Below are 23,575 nucleotides of genomic sequence, written 5' to 3'. Positions count from 1 at the left end.
TATGCGGGTCTGGATAAAAGAGGTTTCGGTCGGCATCATCAACGGCTGTGTCCTTGGCCTGCTGATCGGACTCGTTGCCTGGATGTGGAAAGGAAACCCGTTTCTGGGTTTGGTGATTGGCGGCGCACTGGGCCTGAACACGATCATCGCGGTGTCGATCGGTGGCGTTCTGCCGTTGTTGTTAAAGCGCATCGGTCAGGACCCGGCGGTCGCCAGTGGCCCTTTGCTGACGACGATCACTGACATGGCAGGGTTTTTCCTGGTCCTGAGCCTTGCAACGGCGATGATGCCGCTCCTGAATTAGTGTTTTTCATGCGCCCTGATCAACACAGGGGTCGGGCGCTCAACCACGAGGAAGACATGACGATCTCAAGCATTGTCAAAACGCAGAACCTGAAAAAGCCGCCATTTTGCGACACTGACACAACGGTGTTCGATGCGGCCGTCACCATTGCTTTGCTGGATGTGAATGCGTTGGCGGTTCTCAGCGATGGGAAGCTGGTCGGGATTATCACGGATCATGACGTGTTGCTGTGCCTGGCGGATTCCGGCTCGGCTTTCTACAAGCAGACAGTGGGTGACTGGATGACGGAAAAACCTGTCACCTGCGCGCTGGGTTCGAAGCTGTCCAATGGTCTTAATCTGATGGCCAAGCACAAAATCCGAAATCTTGTCGTAACTCAGAATGGAAAAGCAATTGCCGTCGTGAGCAGCAAAGAAATCCTGGCACGGGTGCATGAGGAAGACGAGCTGGAGCTGAAGGTGTTGCGTGATATCGCCCGCGGTGCTCAAGGCCAGTCAATCGCCTGACACCTCGGTTCCATGTCTGCTCGCTCTCAACTCAGGGCCGCTATGGAAGGTCACTGTTGAAGATGGAAATGCTGACTTTCCAGGTGCCATCCTTCTGGCGTTTCAGGACGTTCACAAACTTCCCTTTTTCAGGCGGAACAGAGTCAGCAATTGCAAAGGATCCGACCTGATAGGCGGTATCGCCATCGACACCGAAATCGATCAACTCATTTGTATGCGTTCCGCCGATGTTTTCCTTCATTCTTTCCTCATAGGCTTCGATGAACGCTTCGCGCCCGCGCAGCAAGGCTCTCCGGGCGCCAACAACATGACGTCTTCGGTAAAGAACGCAGCTGACGCGAACAAACGTCCCGGCCACCGCCAGGATTCTGAATTGCGCGACCTGCCAAAGCAGGCTTGATCGCACATATGCACTGCGTTAGGCACCGAGGATGAGGAGACTTGCTGAAATGCTGTGCCGCAATGGCTTACGCCCACCCGCTTGTCGCGGGTATCCGACGGCTCGGATCGGGATCGCGACCCTTCCTTTTCATTCGCCCAAGTCTCCAAGCTGACATTGCCATGCTGCACATCACCGAAGATATTGCGCTGCAAGATTGGGAAATGACCGAAAGCTTTGTACGGTCGTCCGGTCCCGGAGGGCAGAATGTCAACAAGGTGTCGACCGCAGTCGAGCTGCGCTTCGAAGCCGCGCGCTCGCCGTCCCTGCCCGATCCGGTCAAGGCCCGGTTAAAGCGACTGGCCGGGCGACGCTGGACCAAAGACGGCGCAATCATCATTCAATGTGAGGAAACACGCTCGCAGGCCCGCAACCGTGAAATCGCGCGTGCAAGGCTGGCAGCACTGATCTCCCTCGCGCTGGTTAAACCCAAACGGCGGATCGCAACGAAACCGACCTATGGTTCGGTCAAGCGTCGACTTGCCGCGAAAAAGGCGCGTGGCGACGTCAAGGCGCTGCGGGGCAAGGTGTCTGAAGATTGATCTGGCATCTTGCCGGGGCGTTGATAGTCTGGCCCGCAAAGGCTGCAAAAGGGCAACGTCATGAGGCTGGAGGGAAAAACCGCAATCGTCACCGGTGGCGCATCGGGGTTCGGTGCGGGGATCGTGCAGAAATTCCAGGCCGAAGGCGCACGCGTCATGATTGCGGATATCAACGGTGACGCAGCCGCTGAGATGGCGGCGCAACTTGGGGCCGGGGCATTGGCGCATCAGGTCGACGTCGGCGACGGGGCTTCGGTTCAAAGGATGGCGGACACGGCACTCACCGCCCTTGGGGCGCTCGATATTCTGGTGAACAACGCAGGTGTTACCCATTTGCCAACCCCTCTGGAAAACGTCACCGAGGACGATTTCGACCGGGTCTTCAACGTGAACATGAAGTCCGTCTATCTGACCGCCCGGGCATTTGTTCCCCATATGAAGGCGCGCGGCGCGGGCGCAATTCTGAACGTGGCCTCGACAGCGGGCCTGTCACCGCGCCCGAATCTGAACTGGTACAACGCGTCCAAAGGGTGGATGATCACGGCAACCAAAACCATGGCGGTCGAATTGGCCCCAACCGGCATTCGCGTGAACGCGATCTGCCCAGTGGCGGGCGAAACACCGCTGTTGAAATCTTTCATGGGCGAGGACACGCCCGAGATTCGCGCCAAATTTCTGGCGACCATCCCACTGGGACGGTTTTCAACACCCGAAGACATGGCCAACGCCGCCTGTTTCCTGTGCTCGGACGAGGCCAGCATGATCACCGGCACCGCGCTCGAGGTCGATGGCGGCCGATGTATCTGATCCGCTCTTCATCTGGCCAAAAATATCCCCGCCGGAGGCAGCGCGCGCCCGCGCGCTTCCCGGCACCAATCCCGAGTTCAAGATGATCCCTGGACCAAGAAACCTGATTACCGATGTCCCTGGCCTGAAAGTTGGAAACGCCCAGGACGATGCGCTGAAGTCCGGGACCACGGTTCTCACGGCAGATCAACCGTTTGTTGCGTCGGTTCATGTGATGGGCGGGGCACCGGGTACGCGCGAAACCGATCTGCTTGCGCCTGATAAAACCGTCACAGGGGTGGACGCGCTGGTTCTGTCCGGCGGATCGGCCTTTGGACTGGACGCCTGCTCGGGTGTTTCAGATGCGATGCGGGCCGAAGGGCGCGGGTTTCCCGTCGGGTCCGCGAAGGTTCCGATCATTCCCGGCGCGATCCTGTTTGATCTGCTCAATGGCGGTGCAAAGGATTGGGCGGAAAACCCCTATCGTGCGCTGGGGCGGGCTGCTTATCTGGCCGCTTCAAAAGATTTTGATTTGGGGTCCGTCGGGGCGGGCACCGGGGCGTTGGCCGCAATGCAGAAGGGCGGGCTTGGCTCTGCTTCGTCCATTCTGCCTGGTGGGGTCACGGTCGGGGCCCTCGTTGCGGCGAACCCGCTGGGCAGTGTCACAACACCGGGTGACCGGCATTTCTGGGCAGCACCCTTCGAAGCTGGCGATGAATTTGGCGGGCTGGGCCCCGATATGTCGCCGGATCAAAGCCGGATCCGCCCCAGCCGCAAGGCGATGGCCATGAGTCCGGCGCAACCCGAACAGACAAACACGACCATCGCCATCGTTGCCACGGATGCCGCATTGACCAAACCCCAATGCCAAAGATTGGCCGTTGCCGCCCACGACGGAATTGCCCGGGCGATCCTTCCCGCACACACACCCGGCGACGGTGATCTGGTTTTTGGCATCAGTACCGGCGCCCGCCCCATCGCATCCGAAGCCGATCTCGCTCTGATCGGGCACGCGGCTTCGCTGTGCCTGTCCCGCGCCATCGCGCGGGCGGTTTATCTGGCGACCCCGGCAAAAGGAGACCTGTTGCCCTGCTGGACCGCTGTACATGACTTAAGTTAAGGACATGCCATTTGTCGCAGTGGCACAGTAGGCGCGCGCGGCAATCTGCGCGTTGACACTTTGTTGCGCCGGGGGTCCATTCGGTGCAGCCAATTTGTATCGGAGCACAAGCTATGAATCGTATCCTCACTATCGCAATCGCTGGCCTGCTGGCGCTGCCCGCCCATGCCGAAGGCGATGCCGAAGCCGGTGAGAAAGCTTTCAACAAATGCAAATCCTGCCACATGATCGCTGACCCGGCCGGAGAAGTCATCGTCAAAGGGGGCAAAACCGGTCCCAACCTCTATGGTGTCGCTGGCCGCACTGCCGGAACCTACGAAGACTTCAAATATGGCGACAGCATCGTCGCAGCCGGTGAGAAGGGTTTGGTCTGGGATGAGGCGTCCTTTGTGGAATACACGCAGGATCCTAAGGGCTTCCTGAAATCTTATCTGGACGACACCGCTGCCAAGTCGAAAATGACCTTCAAGTTGAAAAGTGGCAGCGAAGACGTCTTTGCCTATATCGTCAGTGTATCAGGTGAATAAACGCTAAAATTGTGCACCCACGCACAAGGACCAAAGGCCGCAGCCCCTGCGGCCTTTGGTGCGATTGATACCAGTGTAGAACAGCGCCACTTTGGTATCTGACGGCAAACCGCAGAGTGTGCCGCAACGCCAAGCCGACCCGGCAACAGCTAAACCCAACATCAGCGCCCGTCAGGCGGATTGGCAACAGGAGAGGACAGATGGGCATTATGATCCCGGCTTGGGTCAATGGTGAATTGACCCCGGTAGACAAACTTGAAGCTCACGAAAAGGGCCTCAAGCACAAGGCCGTGTCGGTGTTTGTCGTTAGGGGCACCGAGATTTTGTTGCAGCGTCGGGCTCTGGGCAAATACCACACGCCCGGCCTGTGGGCGAACACTTGCTGCACGCACCCCGACTGGGACGAAAGCTCCTCAACCTGCGCCGTGCGCCGTTTGAACGAAGAACTGGGGATCACAGGTCTTTACCCTGAATACCGTCACCGTTTGGAATACCACGCCGATGTTGGGAACGGCATGGTGGAAAACGAAGTGGTCGACGTTTTTCTGGCCCATGTGCGCGGACCGCTGAAAATCGCGCCTGATCCGGACGAAGTCATGGATATCCGCTGGATCGACTACCATGACCTGCTGGCCGAAGTGGCCCGCCACCCGGACCGGTTTACACCGTGGCTCAAGATCTACCTGCACAACCATGCGGACACGATTTTCGGCCCGGACCTGATCATTTCAGCCAAATCCTGACGCTCTCCGAAAATCCCTGCCTTGCAAGGGCGGCTCAAGCCGCCTAAATCAACGCGTCATGGCCAAGCAGAAGACAGACCCGAATTACAAGGTAATCGCCGAAAACCGGCGCGCCCGCTTCGATTACGCGATCGAAGAGGACATTGAATGTGGCATCATTCTACAAGGGTCCGAGGTCAAATCCCTGCGCGCGGGCGGCTCGAACATCGCCGAAAGCTATGCCACGGTCGATGACGGAGAGCTGTGGCTGGTCAACAGCTATATCGCGCCGTATGAGCAGGCCAAGATGTTCAAGCACGAAGAGCGCCGCCGCCGCAAACTGCTGGTGTCCCGCAAGCAGATGTCGAACCTGTGGAACGCGACGCAGCGCAAGGGCATGACGCTGGTGCCGCTGGTTTTGTATTTCAACCACAGAGGATTGGCCAAGATCAAAATCGGCATCGCCAAGGGTAAGAAAACCCACGACAAGCGCGAAACTCAGGCCAAGCGCGACTGGTCACGGCAAAAGCAGCGCTTGTTGAAAGATCACAGCTAGAACGCCATCGCCGCCTGAACCGCCCGTTGCCAGCGATCATAGGCCGCGTCGCGTTCGGTTTGCTCTTGCGTTGGCTCGAACCGCCGGTCCAGCGCCCATGTTTCGGCAAAACCGACCTGATCCGGGTAAATCCCGGCTTTCATACCTGCCAGCCATGCGGCGCCAAGGGCGGTCGTTTCCTGCATAACCGGGCGATCCACCGGGGCACCCAGACAATCTGAAAGACCCTGCATTGTCCAGTCAGATGCACTCATCCCGCCGTCGACGCGCAGGATGACATCCGCCTCGGCCCCCCAGTCGCCCTGCATGGCGTGCCACAGGTCGCGGGTCTGAAAGGCGATGCTTTCCAGCGTGGCGCGGGCAATCTCGGCCCGGCCGGAATTGCGTGTCAGCCCGAACATCGCACCGCGGCAATCTGGCTTCCAGTAAGGCGCCCCAAGGCCTGTGAACGCCGGCACCAGAATCACATGCTGGTTCGGGTCGGCCTGCGCAGCCAGATCACCGCTTTGCGGGGCCGAATCGATGATCTGCAACGCGTCGCGCAGCCATTGCACGGCGGCCCCGGCGATAAAGATCGACCCTTCCAGCGCATAGGTGCGCTGACCATCCAATTGGTAAGCGATTGTCGTCAGCAGGCGGTTTTTCGATTCAACTGGCTGCGCACCCGTGTTCAGCAGCGCGAAACAGCCCGTGCCATAGGTTGATTTCATCATACCGGGCTGGAAACAGGCCTGACCGATGGTGGCCGCCTGCTGATCGCCTGCCACGCCCAGAATGGGGATGTTCCCACCAAGCAAGGTGGTTGCGCCGAAATCCGAGGCGCAATCCTGCACATTCGGCAACATTTGAATGGGTACATCCAGCAACTCGCAAATCTCAGCGCTCCAGGCGCCTTTGTGAATGTCGAACAGCAGGGTGCGGGCGGCGTTGGTGGCGTCAGTGGCATGGACACGACCTTCGGTCAGCCGCCAGATCAGGAAACTGTCGATGGTGCCGAACAGCAACTCTCCGGCCTCAGCCCGCGCGCGTGCGCCTGAAACGGTGTCCAGCAGCCATTTGACCTTGGTGCCCGAGAAATAAGGGTCCAGCAGCAGGCCGGTCTGGGCGGCGACGTCATCTTCACAGCCTGCTTGCTTGTAGCGGGCGCAGATTTCGGCGGTGCGGCGGTCCTGCCAGACAATTGCGTTATGGATGGCCTTGCCGGTGTTCTTGTCCCAGACCACGGTGGTTTCACGCTGGTTGGTGATGCCGATGCCGGTGATCTGGTCAGCCGAAACACCGGCGCTTTCCATCACCTCGCGACACACATGCAGAACGCTGGACCAGATATCCTCGGGGTCGTGTTCAACCCAACCTTCTTGCGGGAAATGCTGGGGAAACTCCTGCTGAGCGGTGCCAACACGGTTCATCTGCCCGTCGAACAGGATCGCGCGCGAGGACGTAGTGCCCTGATCAATTGCCAGAATAAAGGTCATGTCCGCTCTCCCCGGTATCATTTTGCGCGACTTTAGCGCAAACAACAGCGCCGGGGCCAGAGCAGAAATCAGACCGGATCGACGGGAATATTGTCGATCAGGCGGACGCCATCGGCCCATGCCGTGACGAACAAGCGCGCGGGTTTGCTGGCATTGGGCAGGCTTTCCAGCGTCTCGGCGCAGCGCAGATCGATATATTCCACTTCGGTAAAACCGGTGTCCAACAATGCGGATTTTGCGTCTTGCGCCAGCCCCTCGAAATCCTTGCCCGCGGCAAGTTTTTCCGCCACTCGCCGCATGATCTCGTTCATGCGGGACGCGACCTTTACGCCCTCGGGCGACAACAGCAGATTGCGCGACGACATCGCCAGCCCTGAAGGCTCGCGCACGGTTGGGCAGCCGACAACCTTGATGGGAATGTCCAGATCGCGGGCCATGCGGCGCACCACCAGCAACTGCTGGTAGTCTTTTTCCCCGAAATAGGCTCGATCCGCCTGCGTTTGCAGGAACAGCTTGGCCACTACAGTTGCCACGCCTTCGAAATGGCCGGGGCGAAACGGGCCTTCCATCATGTCGGTCAAACCGGTCACGGATACCGTGGTGGAAAAGCCGTCGGGATAGATTTCCTGAGGGTCCGGCACATAGATCGCATCCACGCCATAAGGGGCCAGCTTTTGGGCGTCTTCATGTTCCGTGCGGGGATAGTTCGCCAGGTCTTCGGGGTTGTTGAACTGCTTGGGGTTCACAAAGATCGTCACGATCACCCGGTCACAGCTATCGTTGGCGGCCTGCGCCAGCGACAAATGCCCTTCGTGCAGTGCGCCCATGGTTGGAACAACGCCGATTACGTCACCTGCACGGTGCCATTCTGTCGTCTTGGTTCGCAGTTCCGCCAGCGAGCGCAGGATCGGCGCGGTCACGTCTTTGGTCCTTTCGCCGGAGCCTGATCAGCAAAGACATGTTCGTCCGCCGGAAATGTCCGCGCACGCACTTCGGCCGCATAATCTGCGATGGCGGCTTCGGCCAATGGGCCGAGCTCGGCATAGCGTTTGACGAATTTGGGTTTGAAGGCGGTGAAAAAGCCGACCATGTCATCGACGACCAGAATCTGCCCGTCGCAACCAGCTGACGCTCCGATTCCGATGGTGGGGATGGCAACCTGTTCGGTGATCCTGTCGGCCAGACCTTGCGGCACTTTCTCAAGCACAACGGAAAACGCGCCAGCCTCGGCCACGGCGCAGGCATCTGCCATCACAGTCTCGGCCTGTTCGTCACGGCCCTGCACCTTGTAACCGCCCAGCGTGTTGATCGATTGCGGGGTCAGACCGATATGCGCCATCACCGGAATGCCGCGCTTGACCAGAAAGCGGATGGTTTCGGCCATCTCGACACCGCCTTCCAGCTTGACTGCCCCTGCACCGGTTTCGGCCATCAGCCGCGCCGCGTTGCGAAACGCCTGTGCCGGGTTTTCCTCATAGCTGCCAAACGGCATGTCGATGACCATCATCGCCGTGCTCAACCCGCGTGCGACGGCCTGACCGTGCAGGATCATCATCTCCATCGTGACACCAAGGGTGGATTCCAGCCCGTGCAAAACCATTCCGACGCTGTCCCCCACAAGAACAAAGTCACAATACGTGTCCATCAGGCGCGCCATAGGCGTTGTGTATGCGGTCAGCGAGACCAGAGGCACGCCGCCTTTTCGGGCGCGAATATCTTCGGCGTTCGGGGCCTTTTTGCGGGCGGTGGCGCTCATGGTTGGCTCCTGCAGGGCTTATGTTGCAGTGCGGCATAGCAGATCGGCCGGGGCCAAAGAAACCCCGGTTGCGCGAACATTCCCTTGATTGACCTCAGGTTTAAAGGAACACTGCCGATAAAACGGCCCGGAAAACATGGGCGCAGATTTTAGTTGGGAGAGTTCACATGACAAAACACGTGCTTCGGACATTCGCGTCGACCGTGGCGATCGGCGCCAGCCTGTTGGCGACGCAGGTTTTGGCCAAATCCGACATCACCATCGCCATGCAGCTGGAACCCCCTCATCTGGATCCGACCAGCGCAGCAGCTCAGGCCATCGATTCGGTTGTCTACACCAACATCTTCGAAGGCCTGACCCGTTTCATGGGCGACGGCTCGGTCGTGCCCGGTCTTGCCGAAAGCTGGGAGATTTCCGAGGACGGCAAAACTTATACCTTCAAACTGCGCGACGGCGTGACCTTCCATGACGGCACGACCATGGATGCCGAGGATGTCAAGTTCAGCCTTGACCGGGCCACGGCCGAAGACAGCGCCAACGCGCAGAAGGCCCTGTTTGCAGGAATCGAAAGCGTCGAGGCCGTGGATACGCTGACGGTCAGGATCACCCTGGCCGATCCGAACGGCAACTTCCTGTTCAATCTTGCCTGGGGTGACGCGGTGATCGTCGCGCCTGAAAGCATCGAGAACATAAAGACAAACCCGGTTGGCACAGGTGCATTTACCTTTGGCGACTGGGTTCAGGGCGACAGCATAACACTGAATCGCAACCCCAATTATTGGGGCGATCAACCCGCTTTAGAGACTGCGACGTTCAAATTCATTTCAGACCCGACCGCCGCTTTCGCGGCCATGATGGCCGAAGACGTGGACGTGTTCGACAACTTCCCGGCACCGGAAAACCTGCCCCAGTTCGAGGCTGACCCGCGGTTTCAGGTTCTGGTTGGATCGACCGAGGGGGAAACGATCCTGTCCACCAACAACAAACAACCGCCATTCGATGATATTCGGGTCCGGCAGGCGTTGGCCCATGCGATTGACCGGCAGGCCATCATCGACGGCGCCATGTTCGGGTACGGCACCCCTATCGGCACGCATTTTGCGCCACACAACCCCGCTTATGTCGATCTGACGGGCCAGTCCGCGTATGATCCCGAAAAGGCCAGGGCTTTGCTGGCAGAGGCGGGATTTGAAAACGGGTTCGACACAACTCTGCACTTGCCACCGCCATCTTATGCGCGCCGGGGCGGTGAAATCATCGCCGCACAGCTGGCCGAGGTCGGCATCACGGCCGAGATCATCAACGTCGAATGGGCCCAGTGGCTGGAATCGGTGTTCAAGGGCAAGGAATTTGGTCTGACCATCGTCAGCCATACCGAACCGATGGATATCGGAATCTATGCGCGGCCCGACTATTACTTCCAGTATGACAGCATCGACTTTCAGACGCTGATGGAGACGCTGAACACCACCACCGATCCCGAGGAACGGACCCGTCTTCTGGGTGAGGCGCAGCGCCTCATCTCGAACGATTATGTCAACGGGTACCTGTTCCAGCTGGCCAAACTGGGCGTCGCCAAGGCCGGTGTTCAGGGCCTGTGGGAAAACGCACCGACTGCGGCAATCGACCTGACCGCCATTTCCTGGTCTGAATGACATCAGTTTGCTGGGCCTGCTTAACGGGCCCAGTTTCACCATTGCGAAATGCGTTTCTAACGATCATGAAAAGCTTGTTTGCAGGTTTCGTTTTTTTGCTTTTCGCGTCTGTCCTTCCAGGCGCTGTTTTTGCGCAGGGCTTGTTCCAAGGGCAGCAGGATACGCTGGTGGGAACCCCGGACAACCCGCTGAAAGTCGGGGTTGGTATCAAGATCGACCAGATTACCGGCGTCGATCAGCAATCCGAAAACTACGGTGCCGTGGTTGTACTGCGGTTCGAATGGACAGACCCGGAACTGGCGTTTGATGCGGCAAGCCTTGGTCGTGATTTCCGGGTTTTTGAACCGCCCGCTTTCGTGAAATACGCCGCTGAGCTGGATGTCGTAACCCCGGCTTTTGTTATCCATAACCAACAGTCCAATCGATGGATTCATGAATCCGCAGTTGCCGTGCGTCATGACGGTCATGTGACCTTTGTCGAAAAATCCTCGCTGACCTTGCAGGCTCCGCATTTCAACTTTCGCAAATACCCGTTCGATACGCAGGAGTTTCACTTTGAGGTCGTATCGGTGTTTCCTTCGCAATTCGTTCACTATCACTCGCTTGATGAATACTCCGGCCTGGGTGACATGCTGGGCGAAGAGGAGTGGATACTTGGCAATGCCAGGGCTCTGACGTCAACGACGACCGGTTTGTCGGGCAACGAAAGCGACCGGGTGGAACTTGTCTTCGAAGGCACCCGGCACCTGACATATTACACCATCCGCATATTCCTGCCGATGCTAGTGCTGATCACGGTGGGATGGGCGCTGTTCTTTCTGGATGAATACCGGAAACGGATCGAGATCGCAGGCGGCAACCTGTTGGTCTTTGTGGCCTTCAACTGGGCCATTTCCGCTGACTTGCCCAAGCTTGGCTATCTGACGTTTCTGGATTTCATTCTGCAATGCATGTTCCTGATGACAGGAACGATTATCGTCTTCAGCGTGATGCTGCGCAAATTGAAAACGTCCGGTCGGGAAGAGACGGCCAGAAAGCTCGACAATTACGCGATCAAATGGATTTACCCGTTGGGATATGCCGCCATCATCGGCTATGCCGTTTTTGCCTTTCTGATGACGTCTTAGGGCTGAACCCCACATTCTATGTATTTCTGAAATCGTGTGGATAGCCATGGGCTACCGGCTTTTCTGACCCTTGTCGGCGTTGCAGGACCAAGGTGGCGCACACCGCGCGTTGCCAGCGATAGGGAAATCGCAAGATTTAGCACGCCCTGCTGATTGCCGTGGTGTCTGATTCAACACAACAGATGTCGGATTCAAGAGTATCCAAAACCCGTTTTTTAGCGGATTCTGAAAAAAAAGGTCCGATTCATGCGATACTCTGGTTTCAAGGTCATCAAAGAGGCTCTTACCGGGCACAAAGGGTGGACACCGGCCTGGCGCGAGCCAGAACCCAAGCCACATTACGACATCGTCATCATCGGCGGTGGCGGTCATGGCCTTTCAACGGCGCATTACCTGTCCAAGGTATTTGGCCTCCGCAATGTGGCGGTGATTGAAAAAGGCTGGATCGGTGGCGGCAACGTCGGGCGCAATACAACCATCATCCGCTCGAATTATTTGCTGGACGGCAACGAACCTTTCTACGAGTTCTCGCTGAAACTGTGGGAAGGTCTTGAGCAGGACGTAAACTACAACGCGATGGTCAGCCAGCGCGGGATCATCAACCTGATCCACACGGACGCCCAGCGCGACGCCTTTACGCGACGGGGCAACGCCATGATCCTGAACGGCGCGGATGCCGAGCTGCTGGATGCCGAACAGGTGCGCAAGGAATACCCGTTCCTGAACTTCAACGATGCCCGGTTCCCGATCAAGGGCGGGCTGGCCCAGCGGCGCGGCGGCACGGTTCGGCACGACGCGGTGGCCTGGGGATATGCCCGGTCGGCGGACAGCCACGGTGTCGATATCATCCAAAACTGCGAAGTGACCGGTTTCCGGATCGAAAACGGAAGATGTCTGGGCGTTGAAACCTCGAAAGGGTTCATTGGCGCAGGCAAGGTTGGCTGTGCCGTGGCCGGAAATTCAGGGCGTGTCATGGGCATGGCGGGTATGCGGTTGCCAATCGAAAGCCATGTCCTGCAAGCCTTCGTTTCAGAAGGTCTGAAGCCGGTTCTGCCCGGGGTCATCACTTTTGGGGCGGGACATTTCTATGTCAGCCAGTCCGACAAGGGCGGGCTGGTCTTTGGCGGCGATATCGACGGGTACAATTCGTACGCACAACGCGGCAACCTGCCCGTGGTCGAAGATGTCTGCGAGGGCGGCATGGCCCTGATGCCGATGATTGGTCGCGCGCGCCTGCTGCGGATGTGGGGCGGGATCATGGATATGTCCATGGATGGATCGCCCATCATCGACCGGACTGGCATAGATGGCCTCTATTTCAATGGCGGCTGGTGTTACGGCGGGTTCAAGGCAACTCCGGCGTCGGGGTATTGCTTTGCGCATCTGCTGGCAAAGGATGAACCGCACCCGACCGCAACCGCCTACCGGTTCGACCGGTTCCGCACAGGTCGCATGATCGACGAAAAAGGTATGGGCAACCAGCCCAACCTGCACTGAGGGGAGCAGCACCATGATCATCCATCATCCCTTGCTGGGCCCGCGTGACAGTTCCGAGTTCGTCTATCTGGGAGACGCTTCGTTGATCAACAGGCCCGACTGGCAGGCCGAAAACGCGGCCGAAGCGTTTTTTGACTACGCCTATCTGCGCGACAATCCAGCTGGCGAACACCGCGAGTTGTGGTTCCACGAGGGGGGCGACCGATCCTGGCTGGTCGTGACCCGCAATACCGCGACACATGAGATTTCCAAAGTGGAACTGGCCCGTGACGTGGCCCGGGCACAGGGGCGCTCCAAATGACTCAAGACAACAGGCTGAGCGGCGGTCAGATCGACCGCACCAAAACCCTGAACTTCAATTTCGACAATCGCAGTTACTCTGCGCATCCGGGCGATACGCTGGCCTCGGCCCTTCTGGCCAATGGCGTGCGCCTGATGGGCCGGTCGTTCAAATACCATCGCCCGCGTGGCGTGCTGACTGCCGGTTCGGAAGAACCCAACGCCCTTGTCGAGCTGCGCACCGGCAATCGTCAGGAACCCAACACCCGTGCCACGACCGTTGAGATGTTCGAAGGGCTTGAAGCCCATTCCCAAAACCGCTGGCCCAGCCTGAAATTCGATGCTCTGGCGATCAACGACAGATTCTCGACCTTTCTGACGGCGGGGTTCTACTACAAAACCTTCATGTGGCCTGCTGCGTTCTGGGAAAAGCTGTATGAGCCGATGATCCGCCGCGCTGCGGGACTTGGGTCGTTGTCGATGCAGGAAGACCCCGATGAGTATGACAAAGGGTTCCGGCATTGCGATCTGCTGATAATCGGCGCGGGTCCAGCCGGATTGATGGCGGCACTGACTGCGGGCCGGGCCGGTTCCGAGATCATTCTTGCGGATGAGGATTTCGCACTTGGTGGGCGGCTCAACAGTGAAACCTTTTCGCTGAACGACGGCGATGCGACCGAATGGGTTAAGCAGAGTGTCGCTGAACTGTCAGCAATGCCCAACGTCCGCCTGATGCCGCGCACGACCGTGATCGGTGCCTTTGATCACGGCATCTATGGTGCAGTTGAGCGGACGGGCGATCATCTTGCTTCTCTGCCTTCCGGTAAACCGCGCCAGATACTCTGGCGCATCTACGCCAAACGCGCCCTGTTATGCGCTGGCGCGACCGAGCGGCCCATCGCGTTTGAAAACAACGACAGGCCTGGCATCATGCTGGCAAGTGCTCTGCGCACCTATGCCAATCGGTTTGCAACCACGGCGGCGCAACGTGTCGCCATCTTTACGAACAACGATGACGGCCACCGCACAGCTGCGGATCTGCACGCAAAAGGTATCAGGATTGCTGCCGTCGTCGACGTTCGTGACGACGCTCCGACCAGCCATGACTATGAGGTTCTGCGGGGCGCGCAGGTCAGGGACACCAAAGGCCGACTGGGGCTGACCTTTGTCGAGGTTGAGCTGGCAGACGGGTCGTCGCGCACGCTGGACTGCGGGGCGCTTGGCGTTTCGGGTGGCTGGAACCCCAACGTGCATCTGACCTGCCACCAACGGGGGCGTCCCGCCTGGAACGACGATCTGGCGGCCTTTGTGCCCGGCGCGGACTTGCCGCCTGGGCTGTCCGTCGCAGGGGCGGCGAATGGTGTGATGTCCACCCATGGCGCCCTGCAATCCGGGGCAGAAGGTGCGGCGCAGGCGCTGGGCCTGAAAGGCCCGCTGCCCGATCTGCCTAAGGCCGAGGATACCCCTATCTCGCAGACACCGTTCTGGTATGTTCAGGGTTGCAGCCGCGCGTGGCTGGATCAGCAGAATGACGTGACCGTCAAGGACGTGAAGCTCAGCCATCAGGAAGGGTTCCGCTCGGTCGAGCATTTGAAACGCTATACCACGTTGGGCATGGCTACAGATCAGGGCAAGACATCGAACATGGGCGGGCTTGCGATCATGGCCGAGCTTGCGGGTAAGTCCATTCCGGAAACCGGCACCACGATCTTCCGCCCGCCCTATACGCCCGTTCCGATTGCAACCTTTGCTGGCCGGATGAAAGGCAAGGAGTTTCATCCCACTCGCCTTACCCCGTCACATTACTGGGCCAAGGAACGCGGCGCGGTGTTTGTCGAGGTCGGCAATTGGCTGCGCGCGCAGTGGTTCCCGCTGCACGGTGAAACCCATTGGCGCGAATCCGTGGACCGTGAAGTGCGCCAGACACGCGCCTCGGTCGGGGTGTGCGACTGCACCACGCTTGGAAAGATTGATGTTCAGGGTGCGGATGCGGCGGATTTCCTGAACAGGGTCTATTGCAACGGATTTGCCAAGCTGGCCGTCGGCAAAACCCGCTATGGGCTGATGTTGCGCGAAGACGGAATTGCGATGGATGACGGCACCGCCGCGCGTCTGGCCGAGGATCATTTCGTGGTCACCACCACAACAGCCAATGCGGTCAAGGTCTACCAGCATATGGAATTTGTCCGGCAATGCCTGTTCCCGGACATGGATGTGCAGCTGATCTCGACCACCGAAGCCTGGGCACAATACGCGGTAGCCGGACCCAATTCGCGCAAACTGCTGCAAAAGATCGTGGATCCCGAGTTCGACATCTCGAACGAAGGCTTCCCGTTCATGGCTTGCGGCAACATCACCGTATGCGGCGGGTTGCGGGCGCGGTTGTTCCGGATTTCCTTCTCGGGCGAATTGGCCTTTGAAATCGCGGTTCCATCGCGATACGGCGACGCGCTGATGCGGCGTTTGATGCAGGAAGGCGAAGAGTTCGATGTCGTACCATACGGCACCGAAGCGCTGGGCGTCATGCGGATCGAAAAGGGTCACGCCGCAGGCAACGAGTTGAACGGAACCACCACCGCCCTGAACCTTGGAATGGGTCGGATGGTATCCAAGAATAAAGACAGCATCGGCTCAATCCTGTCCGAGCGTGAAGGGCTGAACGAACCAGACGCTTTGATGATGGTTGGCATCAAGCCTGTGAACGCTGGCGACAAGGTAACCGCCGGAGGGCATCTGATGGATGCCACGGGTCCCGTGGATGCTGCCCATGATCAGGGCTATGTCACATCGGCGGCATTTTCGCCGTCGCTGGACAGCCATATCGGCCTTGGCTTTTTGAAAAACGGCGGCACACGTCAGGGCGAAAAGATGCGCCTTGTGTCACCAGTGACCGATCTGACGGTCGAGGTTGAAATCGTCTCGGCCCATTTCGTCGACCCCGAGGGAGAACGGCTCCGTGCATGATCTTGTAGCAATAACCGCGCTGGGTGGAACCGAACCCAAGATCGACAGGGTCGGAAGCGTGACCTGTACCGAAACTCCGGGTGTGGCGCTGGCCTCGGTCGCCGCTCGGCTGGGTCGGGAAGACAAAACCCGGAATGCCGTATCCCAAGTGATCGGAGCGGAAACGCCTGCCGTCGGGCAATTTACCGGCGGGCCAATCGTCGCCTTCTGGACCGGGCCCGAGCAATGGATGATCGAAGCGCCCTTTGAGACACATGAAGATCTGGCGCATCTGGTGAAAGAAAACACTGGGGACAACGCATCGGTTTCCGAACAGACAGACGCATGGGTCAGGTTTGATCTGGACGGAGAGGGCGTGTTGGCAGTGCTGGAGTTGCTAAGCAGTCTGGATTGCCGAAAAATGGCGGCCGGTGCCGCATCCCGCACGTCTATCCATCACCTGGGGTGTTTCGTCCTGTGCCGTACTTCTGGTTCATTCAGCGTCTACGGGCCAAGATCGTCTGCCGGGTCACTGCATCATGCGATTGTGGCCGCAATGAAATCGGCGCTTTGAAGGCAAGATCAGCTTGAGGGCAGCGGGGCGTTGTCCTCGACCCGAAACCGGTTGATCCGTCGCCGGTCTTCACTGGGGCTTAAACCAAAGGCGGACCGGTAGTGTGTCACCAACGGCGTGACCGAGCTGTATCCGATGGCCGCGGCAATGTCGGCAATAGGGTCTTTGGTATAGACAACCATCTGACGGGCCGCCTTCATCCGCATGGACCGGAAATAATGGCTGGGGCTTTGCCCCGTGGCCTGTTTGAAGGCACGCTCGACCTGGCGGGGGGTGACGCCCGTTTGATCCGCTATTTCCGCGATCGAGATCGGATTGCCGATACGGCTTGCGAACAGGTCGACACATCGTGCCACAAGCGGCGGTAGCTTTTCACCCGTGGCAGGTTTGCTTGCACTGGGCACCTGTTGCTGAACACCTTCCCCTCGCATCATCGGATGCTGGAACCAGCAGGCCACCTCATGCGCGACTTCGCCGCCCAACCGGTCCTGAATCAGATGCAGGGCCAGATCAAACGCGGCCGCCGCCCCGGCCGCAGTATACCGCGTGGCATCCGACACGATCACTTCGCGCCGTGCATCGATCTGTGGAAACTCGGCCAGAAACGCGGCTTCGTAACACCAGTGCACCGATACCGGGTGGCCGGTCATGACCCCCGACCGCACGAGCGGGAAAACGCCGCCGCTGATACCGCCCAGAATTGTCCCGTGCCGTGACAAAGCCCGCAACGCACCATTCCCCTGGGCCGGGTTTCTGAAGCCCGAGGTCGGACTGCTGAGCAGGAACAGAATATCAATCGGCTGGCAGTCAGCGAGGTTGCGTTCAGCCTCGAAACGCACTTGAGCGCTGGAGCGAACCTTTCCCCCGTTTTCCGCCACAAGAGACCAGCGAAATGCCTCTTGCCCGGCGATCTCATTTGCGGCGCGCAGCGGTTCGATGACCGAGGTCAGGCAAGCCATCGGAAAGCCATCGAACAGCAGAAACCCGATCTCAATTCTATTTTCTGTCAGCATGAGCGCTACACTATCAGTAAATCCTGGTTCGGCCCGGATTGGTTCTTGGCCGCTCTGGCCTGCGGAACCGGTTCGAACAAGTGTAGCAAAACACGGAACGCGCGAAATCGAAAAACGCGCAACAAACTTGGTGTAAATCGGGGTCAGGGCCCACATTCGGATCGACAGGCTGAAATGGAAGAAGGTTTTGCAGGTCTGCCGATGCCGTAGATGCTGGACCCGTGACGGCTGAGACCCTAACGTGGCCTCAATGCTTCGCTATACCCTTAAACGACTGATCTCATTGCTTGTCAGCCTTGCCGTCGCCTCGGTGGTTATCTTCGCCGTGATCGAAGTCGCGCCGGGGGACCCGGCATCGTTCATGTTGGGTGTCAACGCGCAGGAAGATACGCTGGCCGCGCTGCGGGCTGAACTGGGTTTGGATGGGTCAAGGATACAGCGGTATTTCAACTGGGTCGGGGGGATGGTTGCCGGGGATTTTGGAACCTCTTACACCTATCGCACACCGGTGTCGCAGATGATTGCAGACCGGCTGTGGGTATCGCTGCCCTTGGCTTTGTATGCGCTCACGCTGTCCACGCTGATTGCCTTCCCCGCCGGGATCTATGCCGCTGCGCGCCGGGGCAAGCCCGGGGATCTGGCGGTGATGGGGGCGACACAGCTTGGTATCGCGGTGCCGAATTTCTGGTTCGCGATGATGCTGGTGCTGATCTTCGCCATTAACCTGCGCTGGTTCAATGCCGGTGGGTTTGTTGGCTGGGGTGAGGGTCTTTGGGCAGGGCTGCGCTCGCTGACTTTGCCCGCCGTTGCGCTGGCCCTTCCTCAGGCCGCGATCCTGGCCCGCGTCATGCGATCCGCGCTGCTGGACATTCTGGGTGAGGATTTTATGCGCACCGCGCGGGCCAAGGGATTGTCACGTCGTCAGGCCCTGTGGCGGCATGGGGTGCGGAACGCGCTGATCCCGGTGCTGACGATCATCGGCTTGCAGTTTTCCTTCCTGCTGGCCGGGTCGATCATCATCGAACAGGTGTTTTACCTGCCCGGCCTCGGGCGGTTGGTGTTTCAGGCCATTTCGGCCCGCGATCTGATAGTGGTTGAATCGGTGGTGATGCTGCTGGTCTTTGCCGTCATTACCGTGAATTTTCTGGTGGATCTGGCCTACGCAGCCGTTGACCCAAGGCTAAGGAGCAGGTCATGAGCCGCAACCTGATCCTTGGCGCCGCGCTGTCGTCGCTGGTGGTGCTGGCGGCGCTTATCTCGTTTGTCTGGACACCCTACGATTATGCCGCGCTGGATATCCCCAACAAGCTTCAGACGCCCGATGCACGGCACTGGTTCGGGACGGATCACTTCGGTCGGGACATGTTCTCGATGATCATGGTCGGAGCGCGCACTTCGATTGCGGTGGCGCTGGTGGCCGTGGGGATCGGCATGGCGCTGGGCGTACCCCTTGGCCTGACAGCCGCTGCGCGCAAAGGGTCGTGGCTGGATGAGGTGATCATGCGTGGCAACGATCTGGTCTTTGCCTTTCCCTCGCTGGTCATCGCCATCCTGATCACGGCAGTGTTTGGTGCCGGGGCCATCAACGCGATCATTGCGATCGGTATTTTCAACATCCCCGTCTTTGCCCGCATCACCCGCGGGGCCGCATTGTCGCTGTGGGAGCGCGAGTTCATCCTTGCCGCCCGTGTGTCGGGCAAAGGTGCCGCACGGATATCAGCCGAACACATCCTGCCCAATGTCGCCAACCTGCTGATCGTTCAGGGCACCATCCAGTTTTCACTGGGTATTCTGGCCGAGGCGGGCCTGTCCTATGTCGGTCTGGGCGCACAGCCGCCGACGCCCAGTTGGGGCCGGATGCTGGCAGACGCGCAGACAATGGTCAGTTTTGCCCCGCATTTGGCTCTGATTCCGGGCCTGGCCATCATTGTCACCGTGCTGGGTTTGAACCTGCTTGGCGACGGTCTGCGCGACTGGCTAGACCCAAGGATCAGGGTGGCGCGGGCATGACGTTGCTGCAAGTCGAAAACCTGTCCCTGTCGATCCACGGGGTGCCGATCCTGAAACGGGTGAATCTGTCCATCGACCCGGGCCAAATCGTGGCGGTGACAGGTGAAAGTGGGTCGGGCAAGTCCATGACGGCGCTGGCTGTGATGCAGCTTCTGCCAAACGGGGCAACGGCAGAAGGCGCAATCCGACTGGACGCCGCAAACCTGCTGACCCAATCCGAGGCCGAGATGTGCGCCTTGCGTGGCGCGTCCATCGGGATGGTATTTCAGGAACCGATGACGGCGCTCAACCCGGTGAAAACCATCGGCGATCAGGTGATGGAGACCATCCTGATCCACAAGGCGATGCCTCCTGCTCAGGCCCGGACCCGCGCTGCCGAGGTGCTGACGCGGGTTGGACTGCCGCCCGACAGGTTTCCTCTGTCGCGCTATCCGCATGAGCTGTCGGGCGGGCAGCGTCAGCGTGTCGTCATCGCAATGGCCATCGCATTGCGTCCCAGGCTTTTGATCGCGGATGAGCCGACCACGGCGCTGGATGTCACCACGCAGGCGCAGATCCTTGATCTGCTGAAAGGGCTGGTTCGCGAATATGATATGGGCCTGCTGATGATCACCCATGATCTGGCTGTGGTCTCGGACATGGCCGATCAGATTGTCGTCATGCGTCACGGCGAGGTCGTCGAAAGTGGCGCGACGCGAAACCTGTTTCGAGATATGCAGCACCCTTATACCCGCATGTTGTTCGAAGCTTCGGGTCATCAGGTCACTCTGCCTGAACCTACACAGCAACGCCCGCTTCTGGAGGTTTCGCAGGTCGTCCGGGATTACCGCCTTCCCCGCAAAGGTCTGCTGGACGCGCCGGGCCACCACCGCGCGGTGGATGGTGTCAGCTTTACCCTCAACCGAGGGGAGCGTTTGGGGCTGGTGGGCGAGTCAGGTTGTGGAAAATCGACCCTAACACGGGCTATTCTAGGGTTGGAAGATATCCAATCCGGTCAGATTATGCTGGATGGTCAGCCGGTTTTCACCGGCCACAGGCCCAACCTTGCGGTGCGTCGCAAGATGCAGGTCGTGTTTCAGGATCCCTATGGCAGCTTCAATCCCCGCCACCGTGTCGCGCGCCTGATCACTGAACCTTTTCACCTGTTGGAAACGCCACCAAAGGGTTCCGAACGCCAGGACCGGATCGCAGAGATGCTGACGGCAGTGGGCCTCGGCCCTGATGATGCGGGCAAATACATTCACGAGTTTTCGGGCGGGCAACGCCAGCGGATCGCCATTGCCCGCGCCCTGATCATTCGGCCGGAACTGATCCTGTTTGATGAGGCGGTCTCAGCCCTCGACGTATCGGTGCGCGCCCAAATCCTCGATCTGCTTGCCGAACTCTGCGAGGCTTATGATCTGACTTACCTGTTCATCAGCCACGACCTGAGTGTGGTTCGCACCATCACCGATCATGTTCTGGTGATGCAGTCTGGGGGAATTGTCGAACAAGGCAGGACTGAACAGGTATTCTCGGACCCGCAGCATTCCTACACGCAAACCCTGATCGCCGCCGCGCCCCAACTGCCTGAAATCGGGCAGCTATCGGCGTAAACTACTTATTAGAGCCTGAATGGAGGCCAAAATGACCCAACCCCTCTGGTTTGATCCCACCTTGTGCCTGATCGGTGGAAACTGGACGCCTGCGGCATCGGGCGACTCATTGCCTTTGACCAACCCGTCAGACGGAACCGAGATTTGCCGGATCCCGCGCGGCTCGGGCGCGGATATTGACGCGGCGGTCACCGCCGCCAGAACTGCGTTAAAGGGCGACTGGGGGCGAAAAACGGCCTTGGAGCGTGGGCGCATCCTGACCCGGCTGGGCCAGCTGGTGCTGGAGCGCGTGGACGATCTGGCGCGGCTTGAGGCGATGGATGTGGGCAAGCCCCTGACGCAGGCCCGCGCCGACGCCATCGCGCTGGCGCGCTATTGTGAGTTCTACGGGGGTGCAGCGGACAAGGTGATGGGTGAGACCATTCCCTATCTCGATGGTTACACCGTCTATACTCTGCGCGAACCGCATGGGGTGACAGGCCACATCGTGCCGTGGAACTATCCGATGCAGATTATCGGGCGCTCGGTCGGGGCCGCGGTGGCCATGGGCAACGCCTGTGTTTTGAAACCGGCGGAAGAGGCCTGTCTGACCGCGCTGGCCTTTGCCCATCTTGCGCAACAGGCCGGGCTGCCGGCAGGTGCACTGAATGTTGTGCCCGGTCTGGGGGCCGAGGCGGGTGCGGCGCTGTCCGGGCATCCGGGGGTCAACCATATTTCGTTCACTGGTTCGGTGGCCACGGGTGCATTGGTTCAGCAGGCTGCAGGGCGAAACGTTGTGCCGGTGACGCTGGAACTGGGCGGAAAATCCCCGCAGTTGGTGTTTGACGATGCCGATCTGGATGCCGCCCTGCCGTTTCTGGTGAATGCGGGCATTCAGAACGCGGGGCAGACCTGCTCGGCCTCGTCCCGCATTCTGGTACATCGCAGTGTCTATGATCAGGTCAAATCCCGCATGGCCGAGGCCTATGAACAGCTCAGCGTTGGACCCGCGATGCAGGATCTTCGCGTCGGACCGCTGATCTCGGACCGGCAAAAGCAGATCGTAAACAGCTTTCTGGACAAAGGCGCCGATCTGATCATTGCGGCGGAAGGGACGATCGCAAAGGATGCGCCGGAAACCGGGGCTTATGTCCGGCCCACCTTGTTCGCGGACGTGCCACCGGATCACCCGCTCGCCCGCGATGAAATCTTCGGTCCCGTTCAGGTTCTGATCCCGTTTGACACCGAAGAACAGGCTCTAACTATAGCCAATAGCACCGACTATGGCCTGGTCGCCAGTGTCTGGACACGCGACGGTGCGCGGCAGATGCGGTTGGCGAAAACTCTGCACTCAGGTCAGGTTTTCATCAATAACTACGGTGCAGGCGGCGGTGTTGAACTGCCGTTTGGTGGGGTAGGAAAATCCGGCCACGGCCGCGAAAAAGGGTTCGAAGCTTTGTACGGCTTTTCACAGTTGAAGACAGTTGCCGCGTTTCACGGATAGCACTTACCCAGGCAAGTCAGATCAGCTTTGTTTCCAACGCGTGATTGCCCCAAATCTGCGATGTTCGCGTGGCAGAATGCCCACTGAACCAACCTCCGACCACCTCGTCGGCAACGTTGGCACTGGCGGGGAACTTTTGTTTCCCGCCGTCTGCCAGGATCACGAAGTCAAACCAGACCCGAACAGAATACGGCACATTGATCCGGCCAGAATTCAGGTTGTACTTATGCCAGTGTACCGGGCAGCTTAAGAAAACAACTTTGTTGAAATGTGCCCCCATCTCGGCCGCTTTCATGACGACATTGCAGCCGTGGCTGTGGGCAACCACATCACAGCCGTGATAAACCTCGAGATCTATCCAGTTTTTCAAGTGTTTGGCAGCAATATGGCGACCGCGATCAGACCATCTGCCCTCCCATTCATAGTAGTTCTGCCCTGAATAGATGTCGTTACGATGCGGCTTGATGTAGTTGTGCAGATCTCCGACATGGGGATAGTACCATGTGGGGTCAGGATTGACTTCGAAGTGAGTGCCATGAACAAGAAGCAACCCCGGGACACCGGTTGTTTGTTGCGCCGGCACCGGTGGAACACTCGAAATCGACGGGTCGGAAATCAGAGCGGACGACAATACAGCAAGCAAATCTTGCGAGAGCGGATCCAATT

General features: G+C 59.1%; 24 protein-coding genes. 18 read left to right on the top strand and 6 right to left on the bottom strand.

The features are described 5' to 3' along the window. Nucleotides 1–304, top strand: a 304-nt coding sequence (locus tag AC2FND_RS13970) for a magnesium transporter (protein ID WP_496770371.1), incomplete at its 5' end; no start/stop codon positions are given. 56 nt (nt 305–360) lie between these two features. Further along, nucleotides 361–810 (top strand): CBS domain-containing protein, encoded by a 450-nt coding sequence (locus AC2FND_RS13965; protein ID WP_480772982.1) that lies wholly within the window; start codon nt 361–363, stop codon nt 808–810. Nucleotides 811–850: 40 nt separating this feature from the next. Here AC2FND_RS13965 and AC2FND_RS13960 read toward each other — a convergent pair whose 3' ends face one another. Further along, on the bottom strand, nt 851–1,051 hold the full coding sequence (locus AC2FND_RS13960) for a Cif family virulence factor (RefSeq protein WP_496770369.1): 201 nt from the start codon (nt 1,049–1,051) through the stop codon (nt 851–853). 320 nt (nt 1,052–1,371) lie between these two features. Between AC2FND_RS13960 and arfB the strand changes: the two genes are divergently transcribed. The 6 genes from arfB to smpB all read left to right on the top strand — a co-directional run bounded on the left by arfB (nt 1,372) and on the right by smpB (nt 5,502). After that, the gene (gene arfB / locus AC2FND_RS13955) at nt 1,372–1,791 is read left to right on the top strand and encodes an alternative ribosome rescue aminoacyl-tRNA hydrolase ArfB (protein ID WP_496770367.1); all 420 of its coding nucleotides are present in this window, start codon (nt 1,372–1,374) and stop codon (nt 1,789–1,791) included. A gap of 60 nt (nt 1,792–1,851) precedes the next feature. After that, complete coding sequence (locus tag AC2FND_RS13950) at nt 1,852–2,598, top strand: SDR family oxidoreductase (RefSeq protein WP_496770365.1); 747 nt, start codon at nt 1,852–1,854, stop codon at nt 2,596–2,598. An 82-nt stretch (nt 2,599–2,680) separates the two neighbouring features. Beyond that, the gene (locus AC2FND_RS13945) at nt 2,681–3,697 is read left to right on the top strand and encodes a P1 family peptidase (RefSeq protein WP_496770363.1); all 1,017 of its coding nucleotides are present in this window, start codon (nt 2,681–2,683) and stop codon (nt 3,695–3,697) included. Nucleotides 3,698–3,810: 113 nt separating this feature from the next. Beyond that, the gene (locus AC2FND_RS13940) at nt 3,811–4,224 is read left to right on the top strand and encodes a c-type cytochrome (RefSeq protein ID WP_496770361.1); all 414 of its coding nucleotides are present in this window, start codon (nt 3,811–3,813) and stop codon (nt 4,222–4,224) included. 200 nt (nt 4,225–4,424) lie between these two features. Then, nucleotides 4,425–4,967: an isopentenyl-diphosphate Delta-isomerase gene (gene idi, locus AC2FND_RS13935; RefSeq protein ID WP_209505166.1), complete on the top strand. Its 543-nt coding sequence runs from the start codon at nt 4,425–4,427 to the stop codon at nt 4,965–4,967. 58 nt (nt 4,968–5,025) lie between these two features. Continuing rightward, the gene (gene smpB, locus AC2FND_RS13930) at nt 5,026–5,502 is read left to right on the top strand and encodes an SsrA-binding protein SmpB (protein WP_209505165.1); all 477 of its coding nucleotides are present in this window, start codon (nt 5,026–5,028) and stop codon (nt 5,500–5,502) included. On the opposite strand, the gene glpK is transcribed toward smpB, so the two are convergent. The 3 genes from glpK to panB form a co-directional block, all read right to left on the bottom strand. Next, entirely contained in the window at nt 5,499–6,977 is a 1,479-nt protein-coding gene (gene glpK, locus AC2FND_RS13925) for a glycerol kinase GlpK (protein ID WP_496770359.1), read from the bottom strand. The two genes, smpB and glpK, sit on opposite strands and share 4 nt — an antisense overlap. A gap of 68 nt (nt 6,978–7,045) precedes the next feature. Further along, nucleotides 7,046–7,897, bottom strand: coding sequence for a pantoate--beta-alanine ligase (gene panC, locus AC2FND_RS13920; protein ID WP_209598475.1), 852 nt, complete (start codon nt 7,895–7,897; stop codon nt 7,046–7,048). Continuing rightward, complete coding sequence (panB, locus tag AC2FND_RS13915) at nt 7,894–8,733, bottom strand: 3-methyl-2-oxobutanoate hydroxymethyltransferase (RefSeq protein WP_209598474.1); 840 nt, start codon at nt 8,731–8,733, stop codon at nt 7,894–7,896. Before panB ends, panC begins: the two co-directional genes overlap by 4 nt. Nucleotides 8,734–8,900: 167 nt before the next feature. Between panB and AC2FND_RS13910 the strand changes: the two genes are divergently transcribed. The 6 genes from AC2FND_RS13910 to AC2FND_RS13885 all read left to right on the top strand — a co-directional run bounded on the left by AC2FND_RS13910 (nt 8,901) and on the right by AC2FND_RS13885 (nt 16,808). Then, nucleotides 8,901–10,388 (top strand): ABC transporter substrate-binding protein, encoded by a 1,488-nt coding sequence (locus AC2FND_RS13910; RefSeq protein WP_496770357.1) that lies wholly within the window; start codon nt 8,901–8,903, stop codon nt 10,386–10,388. A gap of 167 nt (nt 10,389–10,555) precedes the next feature. Further along, nucleotides 10,556–11,515 carry a ligand-gated ion channel gene (locus tag AC2FND_RS13905; protein WP_348635094.1) on the top strand — a complete coding sequence of 320 codons (960 nt, stop codon included), beginning with the start codon at nt 10,556–10,558 and terminating at the stop codon, nt 11,513–11,515. 246 nt (nt 11,516–11,761) lie between these two features. Beyond that, nucleotides 11,762–13,012 (top strand): sarcosine oxidase subunit beta family protein, encoded by a 1,251-nt coding sequence (locus tag AC2FND_RS13900; RefSeq protein ID WP_496770354.1) that lies wholly within the window; start codon nt 11,762–11,764, stop codon nt 13,010–13,012. Between the two features lie 13 nt (nt 13,013–13,025). Further along, on the top strand, nt 13,026–13,313 hold the full coding sequence (locus AC2FND_RS13895) for a sarcosine oxidase subunit delta (RefSeq protein ID WP_480506551.1): 288 nt from the start codon (nt 13,026–13,028) through the stop codon (nt 13,311–13,313). Continuing rightward, a complete protein-coding gene (locus AC2FND_RS13890) occupies nt 13,310–16,255 on the top strand; it encodes a sarcosine oxidase subunit alpha family protein (protein ID WP_496770352.1) in 2,946 nt (981 codons plus the stop codon). Before AC2FND_RS13895 ends, AC2FND_RS13890 begins: the two co-directional genes overlap by 4 nt. Further along, the gene (locus AC2FND_RS13885; RefSeq protein ID WP_496770350.1) at nt 16,248–16,808 is read left to right on the top strand and encodes a sarcosine oxidase subunit gamma; all 561 of its coding nucleotides are present in this window, start codon (nt 16,248–16,250) and stop codon (nt 16,806–16,808) included. The genes AC2FND_RS13890 and AC2FND_RS13885 overlap by 8 nt, the downstream gene beginning before the upstream one ends. 8 nt (nt 16,809–16,816) lie before the next feature. On the opposite strand, the gene AC2FND_RS13880 is transcribed toward AC2FND_RS13885, so the two are convergent. Beyond that, a complete protein-coding gene (locus AC2FND_RS13880) occupies nt 16,817–17,821 on the bottom strand; it encodes a GlxA family transcriptional regulator (RefSeq protein ID WP_496770348.1) in 1,005 nt (334 codons plus the stop codon). Nucleotides 17,822–18,071: 250 nt separating this feature from the next. Between AC2FND_RS13880 and AC2FND_RS13875 the strand changes: the two genes are divergently transcribed. Genes AC2FND_RS13875 through AC2FND_RS13860 form a run of 4 tightly spaced genes read left to right on the top strand, consistent with a single transcriptional unit; the run spans nt 18,072 to nt 22,909 of the window. Further along, a complete protein-coding gene (locus AC2FND_RS13875; protein ID WP_496770346.1) occupies nt 18,072–19,019 on the top strand; it encodes an ABC transporter permease in 948 nt (315 codons plus the stop codon). Further along, nucleotides 19,016–19,831, top strand: a complete 816-nt coding sequence (locus tag AC2FND_RS13870) for an ABC transporter permease (protein WP_496753417.1) — start codon at nt 19,016–19,018, stop codon at nt 19,829–19,831. Before AC2FND_RS13875 ends, AC2FND_RS13870 begins: the two co-directional genes overlap by 4 nt. Further along, the gene (locus tag AC2FND_RS13865; protein ID WP_496770344.1) at nt 19,828–21,426 is read left to right on the top strand and encodes an ABC transporter ATP-binding protein; all 1,599 of its coding nucleotides are present in this window, start codon (nt 19,828–19,830) and stop codon (nt 21,424–21,426) included. The genes AC2FND_RS13870 and AC2FND_RS13865 overlap by 4 nt, the downstream gene beginning before the upstream one ends. A 31-nt stretch (nt 21,427–21,457) precedes the next feature. Continuing rightward, a complete protein-coding gene (locus tag AC2FND_RS13860) occupies nt 21,458–22,909 on the top strand; it encodes an aldehyde dehydrogenase family protein (RefSeq protein ID WP_496770343.1) in 1,452 nt (483 codons plus the stop codon). A 16-nt stretch (nt 22,910–22,925) separates the two neighbouring features. Here AC2FND_RS13860 and AC2FND_RS13855 read toward each other — a convergent pair. Further along, nucleotides 22,926–23,575 (bottom strand): hypothetical protein (locus AC2FND_RS13855; protein WP_496770342.1); only part of this gene is annotated, 650 nt, incomplete at its 5' end.

Source organism: Ruegeria sp. BHSB056, assembly GCF_059613305.1.
Note: the sequence above shows the minus strand (reverse complement) of the source record. Positions and strands in the feature narration are given on the sequence as shown.